The 26,255-nt window shown below is 51.2% G+C and carries 4 protein-coding genes; all 4 read left to right on the top strand.

The features are described from left to right. Positions 1 to 65: 65 nt before the first annotated feature. The 4 genes from licA to licTE are packed head-to-tail and all read left to right on the top strand — an operon-like array spanning position 66 to position 26,244. Positions 66 to 10,808, top strand: a complete 10,743-nt coding sequence (gene licA / locus TRNA_RS23485) for a lichenysin non-ribosomal peptide synthetase LicA (RefSeq protein ID WP_011197536.1) — start codon at positions 66 to 68, stop codon at positions 10,806 to 10,808. A gap of 19 nt (positions 10,809 to 10,827) precedes the next feature. Next, complete coding sequence (licB, locus tag TRNA_RS23490; RefSeq protein ID WP_011197537.1) at positions 10,828 to 21,594, top strand: lichenysin non-ribosomal peptide synthetase LicB; 10,767 nt, start codon at positions 10,828 to 10,830, stop codon at positions 21,592 to 21,594. Between the two features lie 57 nt (positions 21,595 to 21,651). Then, on the top strand, positions 21,652 to 25,500 hold the full coding sequence (gene licC, locus TRNA_RS23495; protein ID WP_003178834.1) for a lichenysin non-ribosomal peptide synthetase LicC: 3,849 nt from the start codon (positions 21,652 to 21,654) through the stop codon (positions 25,498 to 25,500). A 3-nt stretch (positions 25,501 to 25,503) separates the two neighbouring features. Next, positions 25,504 to 26,244 carry a lichenysin biosynthesis thioesterase LicTE gene (gene licTE, locus TRNA_RS23500; RefSeq protein WP_003178838.1) on the top strand — a complete coding sequence of 247 codons (741 nt, stop codon included), beginning with the start codon at positions 25,504 to 25,506 and terminating at the stop codon, positions 26,242 to 26,244. Positions 26,245 to 26,255: the final 11 nt, after the last annotated feature.

Consider the following 26,255-nt stretch of genomic DNA (forward strand, 5'->3'; position numbering starts at 1 on the left):
ACATTGCATTGCGGCTTGGCTGTTCGCATCGTCATACATAACAAGAGATAAAGGAGGAATAAAGAATGGGAAACACATTTTACCCGCTGACACATGCTCAAAGGCGAATTTGGTACACGGAAAAGTTCTATCCCGGTACAAGTGTTTCAAATTTGAGCGGCTTTGGAAAATTAAAATCTGCATCCGGAATCGATTCCGGGTTATTGACTGAAGCGATTCGCAAGTTTGTTCGTACGAATGACACGATGCGATTCAGGCTGATGTTTGAAGGAGAGGATGAGCCGAAGCAGTATATAGCGGAAGACGAACCTTTCCAAATTGAATATTTTGATGCTTCAGAAAGCGGAGGAGCAGACGGCGTTCTTAAATGGGGACAAGCTGAGGCGCGCCGGCCCCTGCCTTTGTATGACAGTCCGCTGTTTAAATTTGCCGTTGTTCGCATTAGTGAAGAAGAAAGCTGGTTTTTTGCAAAAGTTCATCATATCATTTCCGACGGCATTTCTATGACGATCCTAGGCAACCGGATTACAGATATTTATTTGAAGCTTGCCAAAGGGGAAACCGACCTTGAACCTGTACAGTCATCATTTACGGAACATATCCAGAGCGAATTGGAGTATGAAAATTCGAAGCGTTTCCAGAAGGATAAAGCATATTGGAACGCACAATATGAAGCGATTCCGGAGCCCGTATCGTTAAAAGCGAGCGATACGTATCAGATCCAATTGGATGCAGCCCGCTTTTCAAAAGAGATTTCCCCTGACCTGTATAAAAAAATTCAAACGTATTGTAATGAACACAACATCAGTGTACTCTCCCTGTTCCTATCCATTCTGCACATCTATATGCACCGGGTAACCGGACAAAAAGACGTCGTTCTCGGAACATTTATGGGTAACCGGACAAATGCAAAAGAAAAACAGATGCTCGGGATGTTTGTGTCGACGATTCCGATGAAAGCCTCCATTGAAGTACACCAAGACTTTAGTGCATTTGTGCAGGAAAGAATGAAGGACCAGCTGAAAATCATTCGGCATCAAAAGTATCCGTACAATCTGCTGATTAATGATTTGCGGGAAAGACAGCCGCATGTCAGCAAATTGTTCGCCGTCTCACTGGAATATCAGGTTATGCAATGGCAGCAAAAAGAAACGGTGTCGTTTCTTACCGAGCCGATTTTCAGCGGCAGTGAAGTAAACGATATTTCCATTCATGTGAAAGAGAGATGGGATACCGGGACGCTTGCGATTGATTTTGATTACAGGGAGGAGCTTTTTACTTCGGAAGAAATGGCCGTGTTATATGAACGGCTGATGACGCTGCTTGAAGATGCCCTGCTGTCTCCGCAAAAAACAATCGCTGAACTGGAGATTGTTCCCGCTTTTGAAAAAGAGCGGCTGTTAAAGCGTGCATCAAGCCAAACCATTGCATATGACAAGAACATGACCCTGCACGGTTTATTTGAACAAAAAGCAGCCGATCATCCCGAAAAAACAGCGGTTGTATATGAAGGACAAAAACTTTCGTACCGGGAGTTGAATGAACAATCGAGCCGCTTGGCAATGGCGCTTCGGAGAAGAGGCATCGGGCCTGATGCTCCGGCTGCGATAGTGATGGAGCGGTCAGAGCGGGTCATCACGGCGATGATGGGCGTTTTGAAAGCCGGCGGAGCTTATGTACCGATCGATCCTGGATTTCCGGAAGAAAGAATCCGTTTTATGCTGGAGGATTCAAAGGCGAAAGCGGTTATCACAGACAGCGGGCTGACTTTTGAAACGGCTGAAACGGTGCAGTTCAGCGAAGCGCTTTCTGAATCGCGGGAAAACGGCTATCCGTCTTCAGCGGCAGGCGCCGGGCACCTTGCATACATCATTTATACTTCCGGTACAACGGGCCGTCCAAAAGGCGTCATGATTGAACACAGGCAGGTCCACCACCTTGTCAGAGGACTTCAACAGGCCGTTGGTACATACGATCAGGATGATTTGAAACTGGCGCTTCTGGCTCCATTTCATTTTGATGCTTCCGTTCAGCAGATTTTTACGTCTCTATTGCTCGGGCAAACGTTGTACATCGTACCGAAAAAGACGGTTTCCGACGGACGCGCTTTATCGGATTATTACCGCCGGCATCAAATCGATGTGACAGACGGTACACCGGCACATTTGCAGCTTTTGGCTGCGGCTGATGATCTTTCAGGCGTCAAATTGAGGCATATGCTTGTTGGAGGAGAGGCTTTATCAAGGGTTGCGACGGAAAGGCTGCTTCAGTTATTTGCAGAAACAGCTGAATCCGTGCCTGCTGTTACGAATGTTTACGGACCGACGGAAACTTGTGTGGATGCCTCTTCTTTTACGATTACAAACCGCACAGATCTTCAATACGATACGGCCTATGTACCGATTGGCCGGCCGATAGGAAATAACCGTTTTTATATTTTGGATGAAAACGGCGCACTCCTTCCTGATGGCGTCGAAGGGGAATTGTATATTGCAGGAGACGGAGTCGGGCGAGGCTATTTGAACTTGCCTGACATGACCAGAGACAGGTTCTTGAAAGACCCGTTTGTATCCGGAGGTCTCATGTATCGAACAGGGGATACTGCACGTTGGCTTCCTGACGGTACAGTTGATTTTATCGGCCGAAGAGACGATCAAGTGAAAATCCGCGGCTTCCGGATCGAGCTTGGCGAGATAGAGTCGGTGCTGCAAGGAGCCCCTGCTGTCGAAAAAGCAGTTGTCCTCGCGCGGCATGAAACCGGCGGCAGCCTTGAGGTTTGCGCTTATGTCGTTCCGAAACAAGGCGGAAAGATTCACATTCAGGGACTGAGGGAGCACTTATCCAAACACCTGCCTGATTATATGATCCCTTCCTGCTTTGTCGAGCTTAATGAAATACCGCTGACGGCAAGCGGAAAAGTCGACCGGAAAGCGCTGCTTCGCCATGAGGTGTCTGTCAGCGGGACTGCAGAATATGCGGCGCCGAGAAATGAATGTGAAGAAAAAATGGTGGGTATATGGCAGGAAGTGCTCGGAGCTGAACAAGTCGGAATCCACGACCAGTTTTTTGATCTGGGCGGCCACTCTCTCAAAGCGATGACCATGCTGGCAAAAATTCATAAAGCTTTCGGAGTCGAAGTTCCGTTGCAAGTCCTATTTGAAAAGCCGACAGTAGCGGCGCTGAGCGGCTTTGTTTCTGAAGCCGAGAAAGACGGATTCGCGGTAATTGAACCGGCGCCGGAAAGTGACGATTATCCTCTTTCATTGGCGCAGCAGCGAATCTATATCGTCAGCCAGCTGGAGGGTGTCGGCTACAATATGCCGGCCGCGGCGATGCTTGAAGGCACTCTTGACTCTGGGCGCCTTGAAGCTGCTTTTCAAAAACTGATTGATAGGCATGAGGCGCTGCGTACTTCGTTTACAGTTGTGGATGGCGAGCCGAGGCAGACCGTTCATCAAAGGGTTCAGTTCAAGATTGAGAAGGTTAAGGCGGAAGGCAAGCCGATCGAACAAATCGCGAAATCATTTGTCCGCCGCTTTGATCTCGCCAAAGCTCCGCTGATGAGAGCGGGTCTCGTCAGCCTTGCAGACGGCAGACATCTGCTGTTGTTCGATATGCATCATCTCGTATCTGACGGCGTGTCGATTTCGATCATATTGAATGAACTGGCCGCGCTGTATAACGGGGAGGAATTGCCGGAGCTGCGTTTGCATTACAAAGATTATGCCTTCTGGCAAAGGGCGCAGGCACAAGAAGGCTTTCAAAAAGAAGAGGCCTATTGGGAAAGCATGTTTGCCGGCGAGCTTCCCGTACTGCAGCTGATGACGGACGAGCCGAGGCCGCCTGTTCAAAGCTTTGAAGGAGACAGGGTATCCGCAGTCCTGCCAAAAGACCTGAAAGAAAAATTAGCCGTGCTGGCAGAGCAAAACGGCGCGACATTGTACATGGTCATGCTGTCTGCGTACAACATGCTTCTTGCAAAGTACTCCGGGCAGGAAGATGTGATCGTCGGGACGCCGGCGGCCGGCCGCAGACATTCCGATCTGGAAGGAATCATCGGCATGTTTGTCAATACGCTGGCGATCCGTTCAAAAGTGGACCCGGGCAGAACGTTCGCAGACTTCCTGAATGATGTAAAGAAAACGGTAATCGATGCTTTTGAGCATCAGGATTATCCGTTTGAGCGGCTTGCGGAGAAGTTTGGCGCATCGCGCGATTTAAGCCGTCATCCCATCTTTGACACGATGTTTATTTTGCAGAATGCATGGGAAGACATTCCGCTGCTCGGCGATTTGCACCTCTCGATTTATGAAACGAACTTCAATATTGCAAAATTCGACTTGACGCTGCAGGCAAAAGAAGAGCAGGGAGAATTGATACTCGATTTGGATTACAGCACGAAGCTGTTTAAAAAAGATACGGCTGAAAGGATGCTGAAAGCATACTTGAACCTTCTGGAGGACATGGCGGCTGATCCGATGCTCAGGATCGGCGAGTACAGCCTTTTGACAGAAGAAGAAACGAATCGCCAGCTCGTCGCGTTCAACCCCGCGACAAGCGATTATCCGCGGGAGAAAACGATCGTTCAGCTATTCGAGGAACAGGCTGCAGAAAGAGGCGGTTATCCCGCCCTGCAATTTGAAGACAAAGTATGGTCATATGATGAGCTCAATCGGAAAGCGAACCAATTGGCAAGGCGCCTCCGCGAAAGTGGCGTGCAAGCCGGCACGACGGCGGCCATTCTTACGGCCAGGTCGGCTGAAATGGTCATCGGCATTCTCGCTGTGCTGAAAGCCGGCGGGGCTTATGTGCCGATCGATCCCGATCATCCGGAAAAGCGTGTGCAACATTTCTTCAAGGACAGCGGAGCGGCGGTTCTTTTAACGCAAAAGGCGATGAAGCCGCTCGCTGAGGCGGCGGAATTTGGCGGCGACATCCTATTTGTTGAGGATGAAAACCTTTATATGGGAGATGCGTCTGATTTGCGCCTTCCGATTTCTCCGGAAGCAATGGCAAATCTAACGTACACATCTGGAACGACAGGGACGCCGAAGGGCAATATGGTCTCTCACCGGAATATTTTGCGTACTGTAAAAAACGCGAATTACTTGGAAGTGATGGAATCCGATATCGTTCTTTCGATTTCAAATTATGTGTTCGACGCCTTTATGTTTGATGTGTTCGGTTCATTGCTGAACGGCGCCAAGCTGGTGATAGCTCCAAAAGACACGATTCTTGATATGAGCCGGCTCGCACATGTACTCGAAAAAGAAAAGATTACGATTTTAATGATCACGACCGCATTATTCAATCTGCTGACAGACATGCGGCCGGACAGTTTGAAGGGACTCCGCAGGGTTCTGTTCGGCGGCGAACGTGCATCTGTCGATCATGTCAGAAGAGCCCTGAAGACAGTTGGCAGAGGGCGGCTGCTTCATATGTACGGTCCGTCTGAGAGCACGGTCTTTACAACCTACCATCCAGTCAATGAAGTGCCGGACGATGCGCAGGCTATACCGATCGGAAAGCCTGTCAGCAATACGGAGGTTCTGATTCTTGATTCATTCGGCAATGTACAGCCGGCAGGGGTTGCGGGAGAATTATGCGTCGGCGGAGACGGCCTTGTCCGCGGCTATTTTAACCGCCCTGAACTGACGGCTGAAAAGTTTACGGCGCATCCGTTCAAAACCGGCGAAAAGATTTACCGGACGGGTGATATGGCGAGATGGCTTGCCGACGGATGCCTCGAATTTATCGGTCGGATTGATCATCAGGTCAAAATTCGCGGACAGAGAATCGAGCTGGGCGAAATCGAGCATCATCTCCTAACGCATGACATGGTTCAGGAAGCCGCTGTTCTTGCTGTTGACACCGGGGCGGGAGATCAAATGATCTGTGCATACTTTACGGCTGATCAGGAGCTTTCGAGCCAAGAGCTTCGCCGACATGCGGCAGAAGGTCTGCCAGGCTATATGATCCCGTCTGTGTTTATGCAGCTTGATGAGCTTCCGCTCACAGGCAATGGAAAGATCGACAGAAGGGCGCTGCCTGAACCGGATATCGCGCAGGCCGCGCAAAAGGAATATACGGCGCCAAGGAGCGGCACAGAAGCGCAGCTTGCCGATCTTTGGCAGGAGGTGCTCAATGTACCGAAAATCGGTGTGCATGACAATTTTTTTGAACTCGGCGGACACTCTTTACTCGGAATGACGCTCATCGCCCGCATCCAGCAAGAGATGAATGTTGACCTGCAGCTGAAAGACTTGTTCCAGGCGCCGACAATCGAAAGCCTGGCCCAGGCGGCGGCAAAATCTGAGAAAAAATCTGCCGTTTATATTGAAGCGGCGCCGGACCGGGAAACGTACCCCGTTTCGTCGGCGCAAAAACGGCTGTACGTTCTTCAGCAGATTGAAGGCGCTGAGAAAAGCTATAACATGCCGGCCGTTCTCCAACTTGAAGGAAAGCTTGACCTGAAGCGCCTGGAGTCTGCCGCGCAAATGCTGATCAAGCGCCATGAAGCGTTCCGCACGACGTTTGAAATCAGGAACGGCGAACCTGTTCAGCGGATTTGGGAAGCTGCGGAATTGACCATTGATGTCATCGATGCAGATGAACAAGAAGCGGAAAAGCTGATTAAAGAGTTCATCAGGCCGTTTGATTTAACAAAGGCTCCGTTATTTAGAATGAGCATCATACGTGTCACGGAAGAAAAACATCTTTTGCTTGTCGATATGCATCATATCATTTCAGACGGCGCTTCCGTCAGCGTGCTGATCGATGAGATGACAAGGCTTTATGCGGGAGAGGCGCTTGAACCGCTGAGGATTCAGTATAAAGACTATGCTGTATGGCAGCAGCACTTGCTCACTGAACGGCACAAAATGCAGGAGGAATACTGGCTCAAGGAGCTTGACGGCGAACTGCCTGTTTTGACGCTCCCGACAGACTATCCGCGTCCTTCTGTTCAAACGTTTGAAGGAAGCCGTATCAGCTTTTCTCTGAAACCGGAGCTTGTCCAGCAGCTCAGAAGACTGGCCAAGGAAACGGAAAGCACTTTATACATGGTGCTCGCTGCCTCATACAGTACGTTTTTATCGAAACTGAGTGGACAGAGCGAGGTCATTTTCGGCTCTCCGGCTGCCGGGAGGCCGCATGCAGATTTGAGCCGTATCATCGGCATGTTTGTCAATACGCTTGCGATAAGAACGCGTCCTGAAGGAGACAAGCCGTTTTCTGCATTCCTTGAGGAAGTAAAAGAAACGACGCTCGGCGCATTTGAGCATCAAGATTACCCGTTTGAAGAACTGATCGAGAAGCTGAACATCCAGCGCGACATGAGCCGAAACCCGTTATTTGATGCCGTCTTTTCAATGCAAAATGCCGATTTGAAAGACTTGTCAATGGAAGGAGTCACACTTAAACCGTATGATTTTGCCCATCAGACTGCGAAATTTGATCTGACGTTGACAGCGGCGGAAGAAGACGGACTTCTCGTTTTTGAAATGGAATACAATACAGATCTCTTTAAGCGCGAATCGATCAAACGCTGGAGCGGGTACTGGGTCAACCTGCTCGAAGCGGTTGCCGAAACCCCGGATGCAAGTCTTTCAGACCTTTCGCTTCTGGATGAAGCGGAAAAACGGCGGATCGTCCAAAAGTGGAATGAGACGAAGCTCGCTGTGCCGCAGGACAAAACGGTCCATGAGCTGTTCGAAGCGCAAGTCCTCCGCACTCCTGACCGCGGGGCAGCGGTGTACAACGGCGTGAAGTGGACGTACAAAGAGCTGAACGCGCGCGCCAACCGTCTGGCCCGCCTGCTGATTGAAAAAGGAGCCGGTCCTGAGCAGCGGGTCGGAATCATGGTGAAGCCTTCGCTGGAAATGGCGGCCGGCGTACTTGCGATTTTGAAAGCGGGAGCGGCCTATGTACCGATCGATCCCGGCTATCCGGCCGAGCGGATCGGATACGTACTGAAAGACAGCGGTGCAGAACTGCTTCTGACGCAAACAAACTTAGCCGTACCTGAAGAATTCAGCGGTGAAACGCTTCTTCTCGATTCGATGCTGAGCGAAGAAATCACAAATGATGATGAAGTGAACCCGCAGGCAGGTACACAGCCAAACAACCTGGCATACTTGATTTACACATCGGGCACGACAGGCCAGCCGAAAGGCGTCATGGTCGAACATCAATCGCTCGTGAACTTGTGCTATTGGCATAACGATGCATTCGCGGTCACCGAACAGGACAAAAGCGCGAAATATGCCGGCTTCGGCTTTGACGCTTCCGTCTGGGAGATGTTCCCGTACTGGATCGCCGGAGCGGAGCTTCATATCATTGATGAAGCGATCCGGATGGACATTACGCGTTTGAATGAATATTTCGAAGAGAACGGAATAACGATCACGTTCCTGCCGACACAGCTGTGCGAACAGTTCATGGAGCTCGACAACCAGTCGCTGCGCGTGCTGCTTACGGGCGGAGACAAGCTGAAGCGGATCGAAAAACGGAACTACACGCTCGTCAACAACTATGGGCCGACGGAAAACACAGTCGTTGCGACGAGCACAGCAATCGATCCTGATGAAGGCATGCTTTCGATCGGAAAGCCGATTGCTAATACGCGGGCGTATGTGCTTGGACAAAACAACGAAGTTCAGCCTGTCGGCGTCGCTGGCGAGCTGTGCATCGCCGGCCGCGGGCTTGCGCGCGGCTATCTGAACAAGCCGGAGGAAACGGCGAAGCGTTTTACGGAAGACCCGTTTGTGCCGGGCGAGCGCATGTACCGGACAGGGGATGCGGTCAAATGGCTGGAAGACGGGCGGCTTGAGTACATCGGCCGGATCGACCAGCAGGTGAAAATCCGCGGCTTCCGGATCGAGCTTTCTGAAATTGAAGTCCAGCTCGCGCGGCTCTCTGAAGTTCAGGAAGCAGTCGTCACCGACATCGAAGACGCCTACGGCAACAAAGCGCTGTGCGGCTATGTCGTTGCGGACGAACAGCTTGATACAGAAAGCCTCGCCCGTAAGCTGGGGCAGACGCTTCCGGACTACATGGTACCGGCGTATTGGGTGCAGCTTGATGAGCTTCCGGTTACGGCGAACGGAAAAGTCGACCGAAGGGCGCTGCCTCAGCCTGACGTCGAAGCGCAGACAGCCGAATACAAAGCGCCGCGCACAGAAACGGAACAGCTGTTGGCGGACATTTGGCAGGATGTTCTCGGCATAGACCGAATCGGAGTCACGGACAATTTCTTCGCGCTCGGCGGGGACTCGATCAAAGGAATTCAAATGGCAAGCCGCCTTCAGCAGCACGGTTGGAAGCTGGAGATGAAGGACTTGTTTCAGCACCCGACGATCGGGGAGCTCAGTGCTTATGTTCAAGCGGCTGACGATCAGCCGATCGATCAGAACCCTGTCGAAGGCGAAGTCACACTGACGCCGATCCAGCGCTGGTTCTTTGAGCGCAAATTTACGAACGAGCATCATTGGAACCAATCAGTTATGCTTCACGCCCCTTCAGGGTTTGACCCGGAAGCGGCAGGCAAGGCTTTAACCAAGATGATCGAACACCATGATGCACTTCGCATGGTTTATCAGCGAAATGGAGACGGGATTGTTCAGTACAACAGAGGGCTGGAAGAAACAGCGGTTCGTCCTGAAGTCATCCGCTTCAATGAATCGGGTGCTGAACTTGAAGCTGCCGTGTTAAAGGAATCAAACCGGATTCAAAGCAGTATCAATTTAACCGAAGGCCCGCTTTTGAAAGCGGCGATCTTTGAGACGGATCAAGGCGATCATCTTCTCATCGTCATTCATCATCTCGTTGTGGACGGAATTTCATGGAGAATCCTCCTTGAGGATTTCGCCGCCGGGTACGCCCAAGCTGAAAAAGGGGAGCCGATCATTCTTCAAGAAAAGACGCACTCTTTTGCTGAATATGCGGCTCGCCTGAAAGAATACGCAAGGTCAAAAGCTTTCGCGAAAGAAATCGGCTATTGGCAGGAAGTCGAGAAGGCGGAGACGGCATCGCTCCCTAAAGATGATGAAGCAGAGGACAAACGGATGCACCATACGAAAACGGCTGAGTTTTCTCTCTCGAAAGAAGAAACAGAACAGTTGATGACAAAAGTTCATGAAGCATATAACACGGAAATGAACGACATTTTGCTTACGGCGTTGGGCTTGGCGCTGAAAGAGTGGACCGGGCAGGAAGACTTTATCATCTGCTTGGAGGGACACGGCCGGGAGGACATCATGGAAGGCTTGAATATTTCCCGGACGGTCGGCTGGTTTACAAGCCAGTTCCCGGCGCTGATTCAACTGCGCCATTCCGAAGATATCGGCTATCAAATCAAACAGATCAAAGAAGAGTTGCGCCACATTCCGAATAAAGGAATCGGCTATGGCATTTATCGCTATTTGACCGAAGAAGGCAAAAAGGCGCAGCCGATCAAGCATGATATCAGCTTTAACTATTTGGGCCAGTTTGCAGAGATGGCGGATTCGGGTCTGTTCACGAGATCAGCTTTGCCGTCCGGCGATCCGCTCAGCCCGGAAACGGAAAAACCGAATGCGCTAGACATCGTCGGCTATATCGAAAACGGCATTTTGACAATGTCAATTGCCTATCATTCACTCGAATACAAAGAAAGCACCGTCGCCGCTGTCGCCGCAAGCTTTAAAACTTATTTGCTGCAATTGATCGATCATTGCTTAGAGCTGGATGGAGGCGAACTGACCCCGAGCGATCTTGGAGATGACGAACTAACGCTTGAAGAATTAGATAAACTGATGGAAATTTTCTAACAAAAAAACGAGGTGCCTTATGGGGAAACAAAAGATTCAAAAGGTGTATCCTTTGACACCGATGCAGGAAGGAATGCTGTACCACGCAATGCTTGATCCGGAATCTTCCTCTTACTTCACACAGCTGGAGCTTGTCATAGACGGGGAATTTGATTTGGGGATCTTTGAAAAAAGCGTGAATCAGCTCGTGCGTTCATACGATATTCTCAGAACGGTTTTTGTTCATCAGCAATTGCAAAAACCGCGCCAGGTTGTCCTGGCTGAACGGCAGGCAATAGTGGAATTTGAGGATCTTGCGGACTTGGATGAGGAAAGGCAAAAAACCCGCATTGACCGGTATAAACAAGAGGTACAGGCGGCCGGGTTTAATTTGGCGAAAGACATGCTGTTTAAAACGGCGGTCTTTCGGCTTGACCGGAAAAAATACCATCTCGTCTGGAGCAACCATCATATCGTGATGGACGGCTGGAGCATGGGGATATTGATGAAACGCCTTTTTCAAAACTATGAAGCGTTTCGAGCAAACCGGACGGTTCCGCTTGATCAGGGAAAACCGTATGCGGACTATATTAAATGGCTCGGCCGGCAGGATAAGGATGAAGCGGCATCCTACTGGGAACACCGCCTTTCGGGTTTAGAAAGCCCGAGCGTCATTCCCGGCGGAAAAACGCGGCCGGATTCAGGATCGTACCGGAACGAGGAGTTCACGTTTGTTTGGGACAAAGACATGGTGGATGCTCTTCAAAAGGCGGCAAACCGCTATCATGTCACAGCTCCCAATCTTTTTCAGGCGATTTGGGGAACAGTGCTTGCTAAATATAACAGATCCGAAGATGTGGTGTTCGGCACGGTTGTGTCCGGGCGCCCGTCGGAAATTGACGGAATCGAACATATGGCAGGGCTGTTCATCAACACGATCCCCGTCCGTTTAAGGGTCGATCAAAACGCATCGTTTGCCGAGTTGTTCAAACAAGCACAGCAGCATGCAATTGACGCGGAGCGGTACGACTATCTCCCGCTATATGAGATTCAGAAGCAATCGGCATTGGACGGCCGCTTGATCAGCCACCTTGTCGCGTTTGAGAACTATCCGCTTGATAAAGAGCTGGAAAGCGGAACGATCCATGAGCGGCTCGGCTTTTCCATCAAGGCTGCCGGAGCTTTTGAACAAACGAATTACGACTTTAATTTGATCGTTTATCCGGGAGCGGAGTGGACGATCAAATTGAAATACAACGGCGAAGCTTTTGACGCGGCTTTCATTGAGCAGGCCGCAGGGCATTTAACGAGACTTGCAGAAGAGGCGATTGCAAATCCCGAATCAAAAGCAGGCAGCGCCGACATGTTATCAAAACAGGAGCAACAAACGCTGCTCGCTTTTAATCAAACGAAAACCGGTTATCCAAGAGAAAAGACGATTCCGGAGCTGTTTGAAGAACAGGTTGAAGCGTCTCCTGACAAAACGGCTGTTGCCGCTGACGGAAGAAGCCTGACTTACCGCAGGCTGAATGAGAAAGCCAATCAGCTCGCGAGAAGGCTGAAAGCAAGAGGCTTGATGCACGGAAATGCCGCCGCCATTATGATGGAGCGGTCGCTTGAAGCAGCCGTCAGCATGCTGGCGGTACTGAAAGCAGGAGGCGTGTACGTACCGATCGATCCCGGATATCCTGAAGAGCGGATTCGCTTCTTGCTCGAAGACAGCGGAGCAAAGATCGTCCTTACAAAAGACAGCCCGCAGATTTCGCTGGAAGGGTATGAGGTACTCGCCGCAAATGCGGTGGATGCAGAAAAAGAAGATGCCGCCAACCTTGTACATGCCAACAAACCCGGAGATCTTGCCTATTACATTTATACATCCGGATCGACGGGCAAGCCGAAGGGCGTGATGGTCGAACACCGCAATATCGTCCGCCTTGTCAAAAATGCGGGCTACATCCCGCTGAAGAGCGACGTGAAGATGGCGCAGACGGGGGCTGTCAGCTTTGACGCCAGTACATTTGAAGTGTTCGGCGCACTGCTAAACGGGGGAACCCTTTATCCCGTCCCGAAAGAGACGCTCCTTGATGGAAAGCGGTTCAGAGTGTTCCTGGAAGAGACCGGAATCACAACAATGTGGCTGACTTCGCCTCTTTTTAATCAGCTCGCCCAGCAGGATCCGGGAATGTTTGCAACCCTAAATGATCTGATTATCGGCGGAGATGCCCTTGTTCCTGGAATCGTCAACAGAGTTAAACGCGAATCGCCGGAACTCTCGCTTTGGAATGGATACGGACCTACTGAAAATACAACATTTTCGACGTGTTTTTTCATCGATCAAGCATATGAGAGAACGATCCCGATTGGAAAGCCGATCGGAAATTCAACCGCCTATATCGTTGATGAACACGGCGCGCTTCAGCCGATCGGCGTGCCCGGCGAGCTGTGTGTCGGCGGAGACGGGGTGGCCCGCGGCTACTTGAACCAGCCTGAGCTGACAGATGAAAAGTTTGTCGGCGATCCTTTTGCCGAAGGGAAGCGGATGTACCGCACGGGCGACTTGGCAAAATGGCTTCCCGACGGGAATATCGAATTTCTCGGGCGGATCGATCATCAAGTGAAGGTTCGCGGCTTCCGGATCGAATTAGGCGAGGTTGAAGCGGCTTTGGCCCGCCTTGAGGGAATTTCAGAAGCGGCTGCTGTCATTCGGGAAAACAATACCGGAGAAACCGAGATTTGCGCCTACTACACTGCAGTTGGCGCGAGGCCGGCCGCACAGCTGCGGACAGAGCTGTCCCGGTCGCTTCCGGAGTATATGATTCCGGCTCATTTGATCGAACTCGACAGCATGCCGCTGACAGCCAACGGAAAGGTTGACAAACGGCAGCTGCCGGCTCCTATCGCTGAAGAGACTGACAGATTCGAAGCGCCGAAAAATGAAACGGAGAAAATTCTGGCGGCAATCTGGGAAGAGATTCTCGGCATCAAGCAGCCGGGAATCGATGACAACTTCTTTTCCATCGGCGGACACTCGCTGAAGGCGATGATGCTGACAGCCAAAATACAAGAGCAGCTCCAAAAAGAAGTGCCGATCAAAGTATTGTTTGAAAAACCGACGATCAGAGAGCTGGCCGAATTTCTTCAAGGGGAAACGAAAGAGAAAACCGCTCCGATTGCGCCGGCGCCGTCCCGTGCGAATTATCCGGTGTCATCCGCCCAACGGCGCATGTACATCCTCAATCAGCTCGAAGAAGCAAGCACGAGCTACAATGTGCCGGCGGTTCTGCTTCTGGAAGGCGAATTGGATAAGGAGCGTCTGGAAGACGCGTTTCGGGCCTTGATCAGCCGCCATGAAACATTGCGGACATCGTTCGAATTAATCGATGGAGAAATCGTTCAAACCATCCATCAAGACGCAGTTTTTCACCTGACGGAATCAGTGGCGGATGAAGCGGAAGCCGAAGCGGCGATCAGAGGGTTTATCCGGCCGTTTCAGCTGAATAAGGCGCCGCTCGTCCGGGCGGAACTCGTAAAGCTTGAAGAAAAGCGCCATCTGCTGATGATCGATATGCACCACATTATTACGGACGGAAGCTCCACCGGCATATTGATTCGCGACCTGGCCAGCTTCTACCACGGTGAAGAGGCGCCTGCTCCTAAGCTCCACTATAAGGATTTCGCTGTGTGGCAAAACGGGCCGGAGCATCAGGAGAAATTGAAAGAACAGGAACAGTATTGGCTCGATATTTTCAAAGGCGAGCTGCCTGTTCTCGATCTGCCGTACGATTTTCCGCGGCCTTCAAAACGCAGCTTTGAAGGCGACCGTGTCGTCTTTGGAATCAATCGAAAACTGACGGCAGACGTTCAAAAGCTGCTTTCTGAAGCCGATGCGACACTTTATATGTTCCTGTTGGCCGCGTTTAATATTTTGCTGTCCAAGTATGCGTCTCAGGAAGATTTAATCGTCGGATCGCCTGTGGCCGGCAGAACCCATCCGGATCTGCACAACATTCCGGGCATGTTTGTCAATACGCTGGCGCTCCGGAATCGTCCCGAAGGGGAAAAAACGTTTAAGGAATTTTTGCAGGAAGTCAAAGAGACAAGTCTTCAGGGCTTTGCCAAGCAGGACTATCCGCTTGAAGAACTGATTGAAAAACTGCCATTGCCGCGGGATACAAGCCGGAATCCGCTGTTCAGCGTCTTTTTCAACATGCAGAACATGGAAATCCCGACGCTGAAACTCGGAGATTTGCAGATTTCGTCTTACTCGGTGCGCCATCGCACAGCGAAGTTTGATCTGTCGCTTGAGGCCGTGGAGCATGATGGGGAAATCGGTTTGAGCTTTGACTATGCCGTATCCTTATTTAAAGAAGAAACGATCAGGCGCTGGAGCGGCCACTTCTTAAATGTGATTAAAACAATCTGCGAAAATCCCGGCATTAAGCTCCGGGACATCGAACTGCTTTCAGACAAAGAGCGCGGACTTCTCCTGGAAGAAGTGAGGCGCAGCCGGGCAGAACGCCTAGAGGAGCGGCCGTTTCATGTACGGTTTGAAGAAAAGGCGGCCGAAATGCCTGATCAGCCGGCTGTTGTCTGCGGGGAAACAATCCTCACATACCGCGGGCTAGATGAAAGAGCAAATCAAATTGCAAATGTGCTGCGAAGTGAAGGCATCGGAAAAGACGACGTTGTCGGCATTATGCTGGATCGTTCTGCAGAGGTCGCCGCGGCAATTCTCGGCGTAATGAAATCAGGGGGCGCTTTTTTGCCGATTGATCCGGAAATGCCGACGAGCAGGATTCAATATATGCTGGAAGACAGCAAAGCCCGCTGGCTCTTAACAGAACATTCCCATCAAGCTGCTCTCGCAGATTGGTATAACGGGAGATTGATAGATGTGAGAAACGACACGCTGATGGCAAGCAAAAAACGACCGCATCTAATCCATGACGGGGCGAGTCTGGCGTACATCATCTATACATCCGGAACGACGGGTCAGCCGAAAGGCGTTCAGCTGGAACACCGCAATCTGGCAAACTATGTTTCCTGGTTTATCAGTGAGGCGCGCCTGTCAGCTTCGGATAAAACGATGCTTTTGTCTTCCTATGCGTTCGATCTCGGCTACACGAGCCTTTTCCCGGTGCTGCTCGCCGGAGGAGAGCTCCATATCGTCCGGAAAGAAACGTATACAGAACCGGAGACATTTATTCATTATATCGGTGAACAAGGGATCACATATATCAAGCTGACGCCGTCGCTGTTCCATACGGTCGTTCAGCCGCAAAGCTTCGCTTTGGCAAAGGGGCTTCAGTCATTGAGACTGATTGTACTAGGGGGAGAAAAAATCAATCCGAAAGATGTCGAACGGTTCCATTCCCGCTATCCGGACACCCGGTTCATCAATCATTACGGGCCGACGGAAACGACGATCGGTGCCATCGCTAAACCGGTCGAACCGGGCATGATCCGGCAATTCGCCGAGCGCCCGACGATTGGACGGCCGATTTCGGGCGCCGGAGCACTGGTATTGGACGCTTCCCGCCGGCTTGTTCCCGCGGGAGCGGCAGGCGAGCTGTATATTACGGGAAGCGGGCTTGCAAGAGGATATGTGAACAACCGGGAACTTACGGCTGCGAAGTTTATCGAAAATCCTTACACACCGGGCACATTCATGTACCGGACGGGGGATCTCGTCCGCCGTCTTCCGAATGGGGAGATTGAATTTTTAGGGCGGACGGATGATCAGGTGAAAATCCGCGGCTACAGAATCGAATTGAAAGAAATTGAAGAGGCCTTCATTGGACTTGAACATATAGAGAGAGCGGTCGTTCTTTCATTTACGGCTGACTCAGGGCTAGACGAACTGTGCGCTTATATTCAAGCGAAACGACAGCTGCCGGTTTCCGAAATGAGAGAGCGTCTTTCTGAGCGGCTTCCGTCGTACATGATCCCGTCATATTTCGTAACGGTGGATAAAATGCCGCTTGCGGCGAACGGAAAAGTGGACCGCAGCGCGCTGCCGGAGCCGCAAGGTCTAAGTGGTCAAAGCGATTCATATAGAGCGCCGTCAACCGAATTTGAAAAAGCCCTCTGCGGCATTTGGGAGGAGGTGCTTGGCGTTCGGCCGGTCGGACTTGACGACAATTTCTTCGATCTTGGCGGACATTCATTAAAAGGAATGATGCTGACAGCGGAAATCCAATCCAAGCTCGGAAAAAAAGTACCGTTAAAAACGTTGTTCGATTGTCCGACAGCCGGCTTGCTCGCCCGCAGTATCGAAGCCGATGGACAGGCAGAACAAAGCGGGATTCAGCCTGCCGAAAAACGCGACTGGTATCCCGTTTCATCCGCTCAGCAACGGATGTATGCCCTCCATCATATTGAAAAGAACGGAACGGGCTACAACATGCCGTCTGTTCTCATGCTGGAAGGCGTACTTGATACGGATCGCTTAAGACGGGCATTCGCAGACTTGGTGAACCGCCATGAATCATTGCGGACCGCATTCGTTGAAATCGATGGCCGCACCGTTCAAATTGTGCATGAAAAAGCGGACATTGACTTAAAGGTTATTCATATTCATGAAGAGGACGCAGAAGCACAGATCAACCGCTTTATCAGACCATTTGATCTCAGCACCGCTCCGCTGATCAGAGCCGAGCTGCTCTCCATCAGCTCTGCGCGCCATCTGCTTTTGATTGATACGCATCATATTATTGCGGACGGCGTTTCCAGAAGCCTTTTCGTCAAAGAAATTGCACAGCTTTATAAAGGCGCTTCGCTCCCTGAACCGAAGCTGCATTATAAAGATTATGCGGTGTGGCAGCAACAACCTGACCAGCAAGAAAACATTCGGAAACAGGAAGACTTCTGGCTCCGGCAGTTTAAGGAAACCGTTCCGGAACTCAGCCTTCCGCTCGACTTTCCGCGTCCTCCTGTCCAAAGCTTTGCCGGGGACCGGGTTCACTTTAAAGTATCAAAAGGCACCGCCCTTAAAATCCGCCGTTTGATGGCGAAAACGAACACGACGCTGAATATTGTAATGCTCGCCGTTTTTAATCTGTTTTTAAGCCGTCTTGCCGGCCAAAAGGATATTGTCGTCGGCTCAGCGGCAGCGGGCAGAACGAATGCTGATTTGAAAGACGTGCCGGGGATGTTCGTCAACTCGTTGGCGCTGAAAAACCATGTACCTGATCAAGCATCATTCAGCGGGTTTTTGGAAGAGGTGAAAAACAACAGCCTCGCAGCCCTCGACCATCAGGACTATCCGTTTGAAGAGCTGATTGCCAAGCTTGATTTGCCGCGCGATATGAGCCGGAATCCGCTGTTCAATGTCATGCTGACAACGGAAGATCCTGATAAAGAAACGCTCGATTTAGACGGTCTGATAATCAAGCCGTATGAGACTTCACATGCCGCTGCCAAGTTCGACCTGACACTGGGGGCTTTTGAAAAAGATGATGAAATCGGTCTTCAGTTCGAATATGCAACAGATTTATTTAAAAAACAAACGATTGAACGCTGGAGCGGATATTTGCTTAACCTGCTCGAAGCGATTGCCGAAAACCCGGATGCAAGCCTTTCAGACCTTTCGCTTCTGGATGAAGCCGATAAACGGCGGATCTTGTACGAATGGAACGAAACAGTTCTCGACGTGCCGCAGAACAAAACAGTCCATGAGCTGTTCGAAGCGCAAGTCCTCCGCACGCCTGACCGCGGGGCAGCGGTGTACAACGGCGTGCAGTGGACGTACAAAGAGCTGAATGCGCGCGCCAACCGTCTGGCCCGGCTGCTGATCGAAAAAGGGGCCGGCCCTGAACAGCGGGTTGGGATCATGGTGAAGCCTTCGCTGGAAATGGCGGCCGGCGTGCTCGCGATTTTGAAAGCGGGAGCGGCCTATGTACCGATCGACCCCGGCTATCCGGCCGAGCGGATCGGATACGTACTGAAAGACAGCGGTGCAGAACTGCTTCTGACGCAAAGCGGATTAACGATGCCGGACGCATTTACCGGAGAAGTGATCGATTTGAATAGAGAAGCCTCCATTCTGGCCGGCGAGCTTTATCCCGAGGATGACATCAATCCAAGCGCAGAGGCTCAGTCTGACAACCTGGCATACTTGATTTACACATCGGGCACGACAGGCCAGCCGAAAGGCGTCATGGTCGAACATCAATCGCTCGTGAACTTGTGCTATTGGCATAACGATGCATTCACGGTCACCGAACAGGACAAAAGCGCGAAATATGCCGGCTTCGGCTTTGACGCTTCCGTCTGGGAGATGTTCCCGTACTGGATCGCCGGAGCGGAGCTTCATATCATCGATGAAGCGATCCGGATGGACATTACGCGTTTGAATGAATATTTCGAAGAGAACGGGATTACGATCACGTTCCTGCCGACACAGTTGTGCGAACAGTTCATGGAGCTCGACAACCAGTCGCTGCGCGTGCTGCTTACTGGCGGAGACAAGCTGAAGCGGATCGAAAAACGGAACTACACGCTCGTCAACAACTATGGGCCGACGGAAAACACAGTCGTTGCGACGAGCACAGCAATCGATCCTGATGAAGGCATGCTTTCGATCGGAAAGCCGATTGCCAATACGCGGGCGTATGTGCTTGGACAAAACAACGAAGTTCAGCCTGTCGGCGTCGCTGGCGAGCTGTGCATCGCCGGCCGCGGGCTTGCGCGCGGCTATCTGAACAAGCCGGAGGAAACGGCGAAGCGTTTTACGGAAGACCCGTTTGTGCCGGGCGAGCGCATGTACCGGACAGGGGATGCGGTCAAATGGCTGGAAGACGGGCGGCTTGAGTACATCGGCCGGATCGACCAGCAGGTGAAAATCCGCGGCTTCCGGATCGAGCTTTCTGAAATTGAAGTCCAGCTCGCGCGGCTCTCTGAAGTTCAGGAAGCAGTCGTCACCGACATCGAAGACGCCTACGGCAACAAAGCGCTGTGCGGCTATGTCGTTGCGGACGAACAGCTTGATACAGAAAGCCTCGCCCGTAAGCTGGGGCAGACGCTTCCGGACTACATGGTACCGGCGTATTGGGTGCAGCTTGATGAGCTTCCGGTTACGGCGAACGGAAAAGTCGACCGAAGGGCGCTGCCTCAGCCTGACGTCGAAGCGCAGACAGCTGAATACAAAGCGCCGCGCACAGAAACGGAACAGCTGTTGGCAGACATTTGGCAGGATGTTCTCGGCATAGACCGAATCGGAGTCACGGACAATTTCTTCGCGCTCGGCGGGGACTCGATCAAAGGAATTCAAATGGCAAGCCGGCTTCAGCAGCACGGGTGGAAGCTGGAGATGAAGGACTTGTTTCAGCACCCGACGATCGGGGAGCTCAGTTCTTATGTTCAAGCCGCTGACGCTAAACCGATCGATCAAGGCCCTGTCGAAGGCGAAGTCACACTGACGCCGATCCAGCGCTGGTTCTTCGAACGGAAATTTACGAACGAGCATCACTGGAATCAGTCGGTCATGCTTCACGCCCCTTCAGGGTTTGACCCGGAGCTCGTCGAACAGACATTGGCGGCATTGACAGAGCATCATGATGCACTTCGCATGGTGTATCAAAAGAATAACGGCCGCCTCATTCAATATAACCGCGGGCCGGATGACCGTTCGTTCGCCTTTCGAGTGGTTGACCTGCGATATGTCACCGACATTGAAACGGAAATAGCCGCTCAAGCAAACCGCCTTCAGGCAAGCCTTGATCTTGAAAACGGGCCGCTTGTAAAGGCTGAACAGTATCAGACTGCGGAAGGCGACCATTTGCTGATCGTCATTCACCATTTGGTGATCGACGGCGTGTCATGGCGGATTCTGCTGGAAGACTTTGCATCAGGCTATTCGCAGGCCGCACAGCAGCATGATGTTGTTTTCCCTGATAAAACCAATTCGTTTAAAGACTGGGCCGAAGCGCTTGAGGCTTATGCGCAAACCGAACGCTTCCTTAAAACGGCCGATTATTGGCGCAGACTTGAACAAGAGCGTATTTGTGAGCTGCCGAAAGATCGTGCTGCCGCAGAAAGAAAAGCGGAAAACACCTCTGCTGTTAAGTTTGAATTAAGCGAAGCGGAGACTCGTCTGCTGCTGACGAAAGTGCATGAGCCGTATGGAACGGATATCAACGATATCCTGCTTTCCGCTCTCAGCCTGACGATCAGGGAATGGACGAACGGCTCCAATATTTGCATCAATATGGAAGGCCACGGCAGGGAGGAAATCATTCCAGGGATGAACATTTCGAGAACGACGGGGTGGTTTACCGCACAATATCCAGTTGTTTTAAAAAGCCAAGCAGCGGCAGGGTTGCCTGAGACCATTAAAAACGTCAAAGAAACCCTCCGGCGCATTCCTGACAAAGGAATCGGCTACGGCATCCTTCGCTACTTAACAGACCGGAAAAAAGCCGGTGCAATTTTCTCGATCAAGCCTGACATCAGCTTTAACTACCTGGGACAGATCGACAGGGAGGTGCAGACCGGCTTCTTTGGGCCTTCTCCTTATGATATGGGAAGACAGGTCTCTGAAAGGTCTGAAGCACTCTATGCACTGAGCTTCAGCGGCATCATCAGCAAGGAAAAATTCATCTTGTCATGTTCATTCAATACAGAGGAATATGACAGGCAGACCATACAGGAGCTCATGGACAGATTCAAAGCTTTCCTGACAGCATTGATCGACCATTGTACAGCTAAAGAAGAACGCGAATTTACACCGAGTGATTTTTCTGCCGGCGATCTTGAGATGGAAGAAATGGGCGACCTGTTTGACGTTCTTGAAGAAAACTTGAAATAACCACCGAGGACTTGCCCGCTTGTCAAGCGGGCGAGCCTATGAAAGGGGGATACGATCTTGAGCCAGTTTAAAAAAGAACATGTCCAAGACATATACTATTTGTCACCGATGCAGGAAGGGATGCTGTTTCATACGCTGCTGCATCCGGGGCAAGGCTTTTATATTGAACAAATCAGCATGCAGGTGAAAGGCTCTTTTCAAAAGGATGTATTGGAAAAAAGCATGAATGTCATCATCGGCAGGTATGATATATTCCGAACCGTTTTCGTTCATGAAAAAATGAAACGTCCGGTTCAAGTCGTTTTAAAGGAAAGGTCATTTCAGGCAGAAGAAATTGATCTATCAGGACTTTCTGAAGCAGAACAAAATGAGAGAATTGAAGATTATAAACGAAAAGATAAAGAAAAAGGATTTAACCTCTCAAAAGACATTCCGATGAGAACGGCGGTTTTTAAGAAGGGGCAGGATCGTTACGAATGGGTGTGGAGCTATCATCATATTCTGCTTGACGGATGGTGCTTCGGCATTGTCGTACAGGAGCTGTTCGAAGTATACAACGCGCTCCGTGAAAACAGGCCATACAGCCTCGGGCCTGTCAGACCTTACAAAGAATATATTAAATGGCTCGAAAGCCAGGACAAACAAAAATCGCTGGTCTACTGGGAACATCATTTAGCCGGATTCGAAGGGCAGACGACATTCAGCGAACAGCGGAAAAACCCGGAGCAAGCCGGCAATCAGCCGGAAGAACTGCTGTTTACACTTCCAAAAGAAGATACAGAAGCGTTCACACAGCTAGCAAAAGCGCATCATACCACGTTGAGCACGGCGCTTCAGGCGGTGTGGTCGGTGCTGCTCAGCCGCTATCAGCGATCCCGCGATCTGATCTTCGGTACAGTTGTTTCAGGCCGCCCCGCTGACATTCAAGGTGTCGAGCACATGGTCGGTTTGTTTATCAATGTCGTCCCGAAACGGGCGACCTTTGGCCCGCAAACGACCTTTACGGAGCTGGTCGCTGATTTGCAGAAGCAGGCGCTCGAAGCTGAACCGCATCAATATGTGCCGCTCTATGAAATTCAAAGTCATATAGCAGCGCCGAACTTAATCGACCATATTATCGTTTTTGAAAATTACCCGCTGCAAGAAGCCAATAAACAGCAGAAAGAAAAAAATCTCGGCTTCACAATGGACGAGATCAGCGTTTTTGAAAAATCGAATTATGATCTGAATTTGCTTGCTTCACCGGGTGAAGAAATGATGCTGAAACTTGCATACAACCGGAATATATTCGAACCATCTTTCATCTTGCGGTTAAAAGAACAGCTTTTGACAGCCATTCGCGAGGTCATCAGAGATCCGGAGCAGCCGCTTGACGACATTTGTGTCGTTTCCAAAAAGGAAAAAGAGCGACTTCTCCATGAATTTAACGGTCAAGTCCAACGGAAGCAAATCGGCCTGACGATTCCCCAATGGTTTGAGCAATACGCTGAAGCGCTCCCGGAAAAGCCCGCGGTATCAGCGGCCGGGCGGACGCTGACATATCGGGAATTGAACGAAAAGGCGAACAAGGTCGCGCACCTTTTGCGCAAAAAGAACGTCGGCCGCGGCGAGCCCGTCGCCCTTTTGTTCCGCCGTTCGCCGGAAATGGTCATCGCGATACTCGCCGTCTTAAAAGCAGGGGGCGCCTATCTGCCGATTGACCCGGAATATCCTGAAGCACGGATTCAGTATATGCTGGAAGACAGCGGGGCTGTTTGCATGCTGACACAGGAAGAGCTTGCCGGCCGGGCGGCGTCGCTTTCTTTTCATAAGCATACGATCCTGATCGACGATCCTGCTGTGTCTGCAGAAAGCGGGAGAAACCTCGAAATCGCCGCCGAGCCGGACGACCTTGCTTATATTATGTATACGTCTGGCACAACGGGAAAACCGAAAGGCAATCTGACGACACATGCCAATATTACAAGGGTTGTAAAAGAGACAAACTACATCAGCCTTTCCGAGAAAGACACCTTGCTGTCCCTTTCAAACTATGCGTTTGACGGCTTCACATTTGATCTGTACGGCGCGCTGTTAAACGGAGCAAAGCTGGTGGTGGCCGATCAGGCGACGATTCTCCATATCGGCAAGCTGACAGAAGCGATTCAGAAGGAAAACATCACAGTCATGTTTGTGACAACGGCGCTGTTCAACTTGCTGGTTGATGCGGGAACAGGGTGGATGAAAGGGATTCGCAAAGTCCTGTTCGGCGGAGAGCGCTCATCTGTCAGCCATGTCAAGAAAGCATTTGCTGCCATGGGACCGGACAGGATCATCCATGTATACGGGCCGACGGAAACGACCGTCTTCGCGACGTTCTATCCGGTCAACCGTATGGAAGACAGCGCGGTTTCCATTCCGATCGGCAAGCCGATAAACGAAACGAATGCATACATCCTGACGGAAAATAACCGGCTTCAGCCGATTGGAGCGGTGGGTGAATTGTGTCTGAGCGGTACAGGAGTATCGCGCGGCTATTTGAACAGGCCGGAACTGACTGCGGAAAAATTCGCGCCGCATCCGTTTAACAGCGGTGAAACGATGTACAGGACGGGAGATCTGGCCCGCTGGCTGCCGGACGGCAATATCGACTTCATCGGGCGGATCGATGATCAAGTGAAAATCCGCGGACACCGGATTGAGCTCGGTGAAATCGAAGAGCAGCTGATGCGCTGCCAAGGCGTAAAGGAAGCCGTTGTAACCGCCAGGAAAAGCGGGAACGGGGATGCGGCGCTCACCGCTTATGTCGTCCCGGTGCAGGGAACTGAGGTTGCAAACGAGGAGGTTCGCCGCCAATTGGCGCGGAGGCTACCGGCTTACATGGTGCCGGCTGCGTATATCATGCTTGAAGAGCTGCCGCTTACCGCTAACGGAAAAGTCAACCGACGCCTTCTCCCTGAAGCCGATGGCCGGCCGAATTCAACAGAGCGCCGTGCACCCCGCAATGCTACGGAAGAAAAGCTTGCAGTGATTTGGTCTGAGGTTCTCGGCAGACAGCAGATCGGAATAGACGAGAACTTTTTTGAAATCGGGGGACATTCATTGAAAGCCATGGCCGTCGCCTCCCGGATGCTGAAAGATCTCGCAATCGATGTTCCGGTGAATGTGTTGTTTGAAATGCCCACAATCGAGGGCCTCGCGGCTTATATCGACCAAGGCGGCCATGTGGATGAAGTGAAAAAAACCGTCTTCAATCAGGCAAGCACCCGCCATTTGTTCGCTTTCCCGCCTGTCCTCGGATACGGCATCATGTACGGCAAGCTGGCCGAACAAATGCCGGAATACAGGATTCACGCGTTCGACTTTATAGAAAGCGATGACCGCGCTGTGCGCTATGCAGAAGCCATCTCCGACCTTCAGCCTGAAGGGCCGCTGACATTGATCGGCTATTCAGCCGGCTGCGGACTTGCCTTTGAAGTGGCGCAAGCGCTCGAAAAGAACGGACGGAAGGTCGAAAAGCTGCTGATGATCGACTCATATATGAAGAACGATGTCAGCGATTTAGAAGGGCGGTCAATTGAAGCCGATACGGCCGCCTTGATGGAAGCCAACAAGGACAATGAATATATGAAAATCAAGACGGTTGCCGATGGCATCGCTAAAAAGATGACAGCCTATTATTCTTACTTTGTCAATCTTGTCCATCAAGGAACGGTCAGCTCGGAGATTCATTTGATCAAATCAGAGCACGCAAAACCGCTCCCGGCATGGCTTTCGTTGTGGAAAGAAGGAACGGAGTCTTCATATGATGAATATCAAGGCGCTGGAAGACATGATGAAATGCTTGCGGACGGCTTTGTTAAAAGCAACGCAGATCTCATCAGACAGATTTTGGGCGAACGTGCCGCTGTAATCGGAGGTGCATGATGCATGAACGAGATCATTAAGCAGTTTGGAGCGCCGGCAAGCGGTATGCAGTTGATCTGTTTCCCGTTTGCCGGGGGATATTCGGCATCATTCAGACCGCTTCACGAACATTTAAAAACAGATTTTGATATGCTGGCGATCGAACCGCCTGGACACGGCACAAATCGAATGGCGCTTGTCGACAATTTGGAAAAGCTCGCCGATTTGTATATAGCGGCGCTTAAGCCGCGGCTTTCCTCTCAATTCGTGCTGTTCGGCCACAGTATGGGCGGCATGGTTGTTTACAGGCTGGCGCAAAAGCTTGAACAAGAAGGGATCTTTCCGGCAGCCGCTGTGATATCAGCGATACAGCCGCCCCATATTCAGCGGCAAAAGGTGTCTCACCAAAAGGATGACGCATTTCTCGACCATCTCATTCAGCTTGGCGGAATACCCAAAGAACTGGCAGAGCACAGGGAAATGATGAACTTTTTCCTGCCTTCGTTCAGAGCGGACTACAGAGCGCTTGAGACGTTCTGCCATACCGATCATACGCCGCTTAGATCGCCTGTGCATATTCTGAACGGAGACCGCGATGAGAAATGCATGAGGGATGCGCTTGGCTGGAAAAAGTGGGCGAATACGATCGATTTCCACTATTTCAAAGGCGGACATATGTATCTTTTATCAGAAACGGAACAAGTAGCCGCCAAGTTGAAAACGATTGCCGCGGCCAGCCGCAGTACGGCTGTTCCGACAATGTAAAGAAAGCGGAA

The sequence above is a fragment of the Bacillus licheniformis DSM 13 = ATCC 14580 genome (genome assembly GCF_000011645.1).
GTDB lineage: Bacteria > Bacillota > Bacilli > Bacillales > Bacillaceae > Bacillus > Bacillus licheniformis.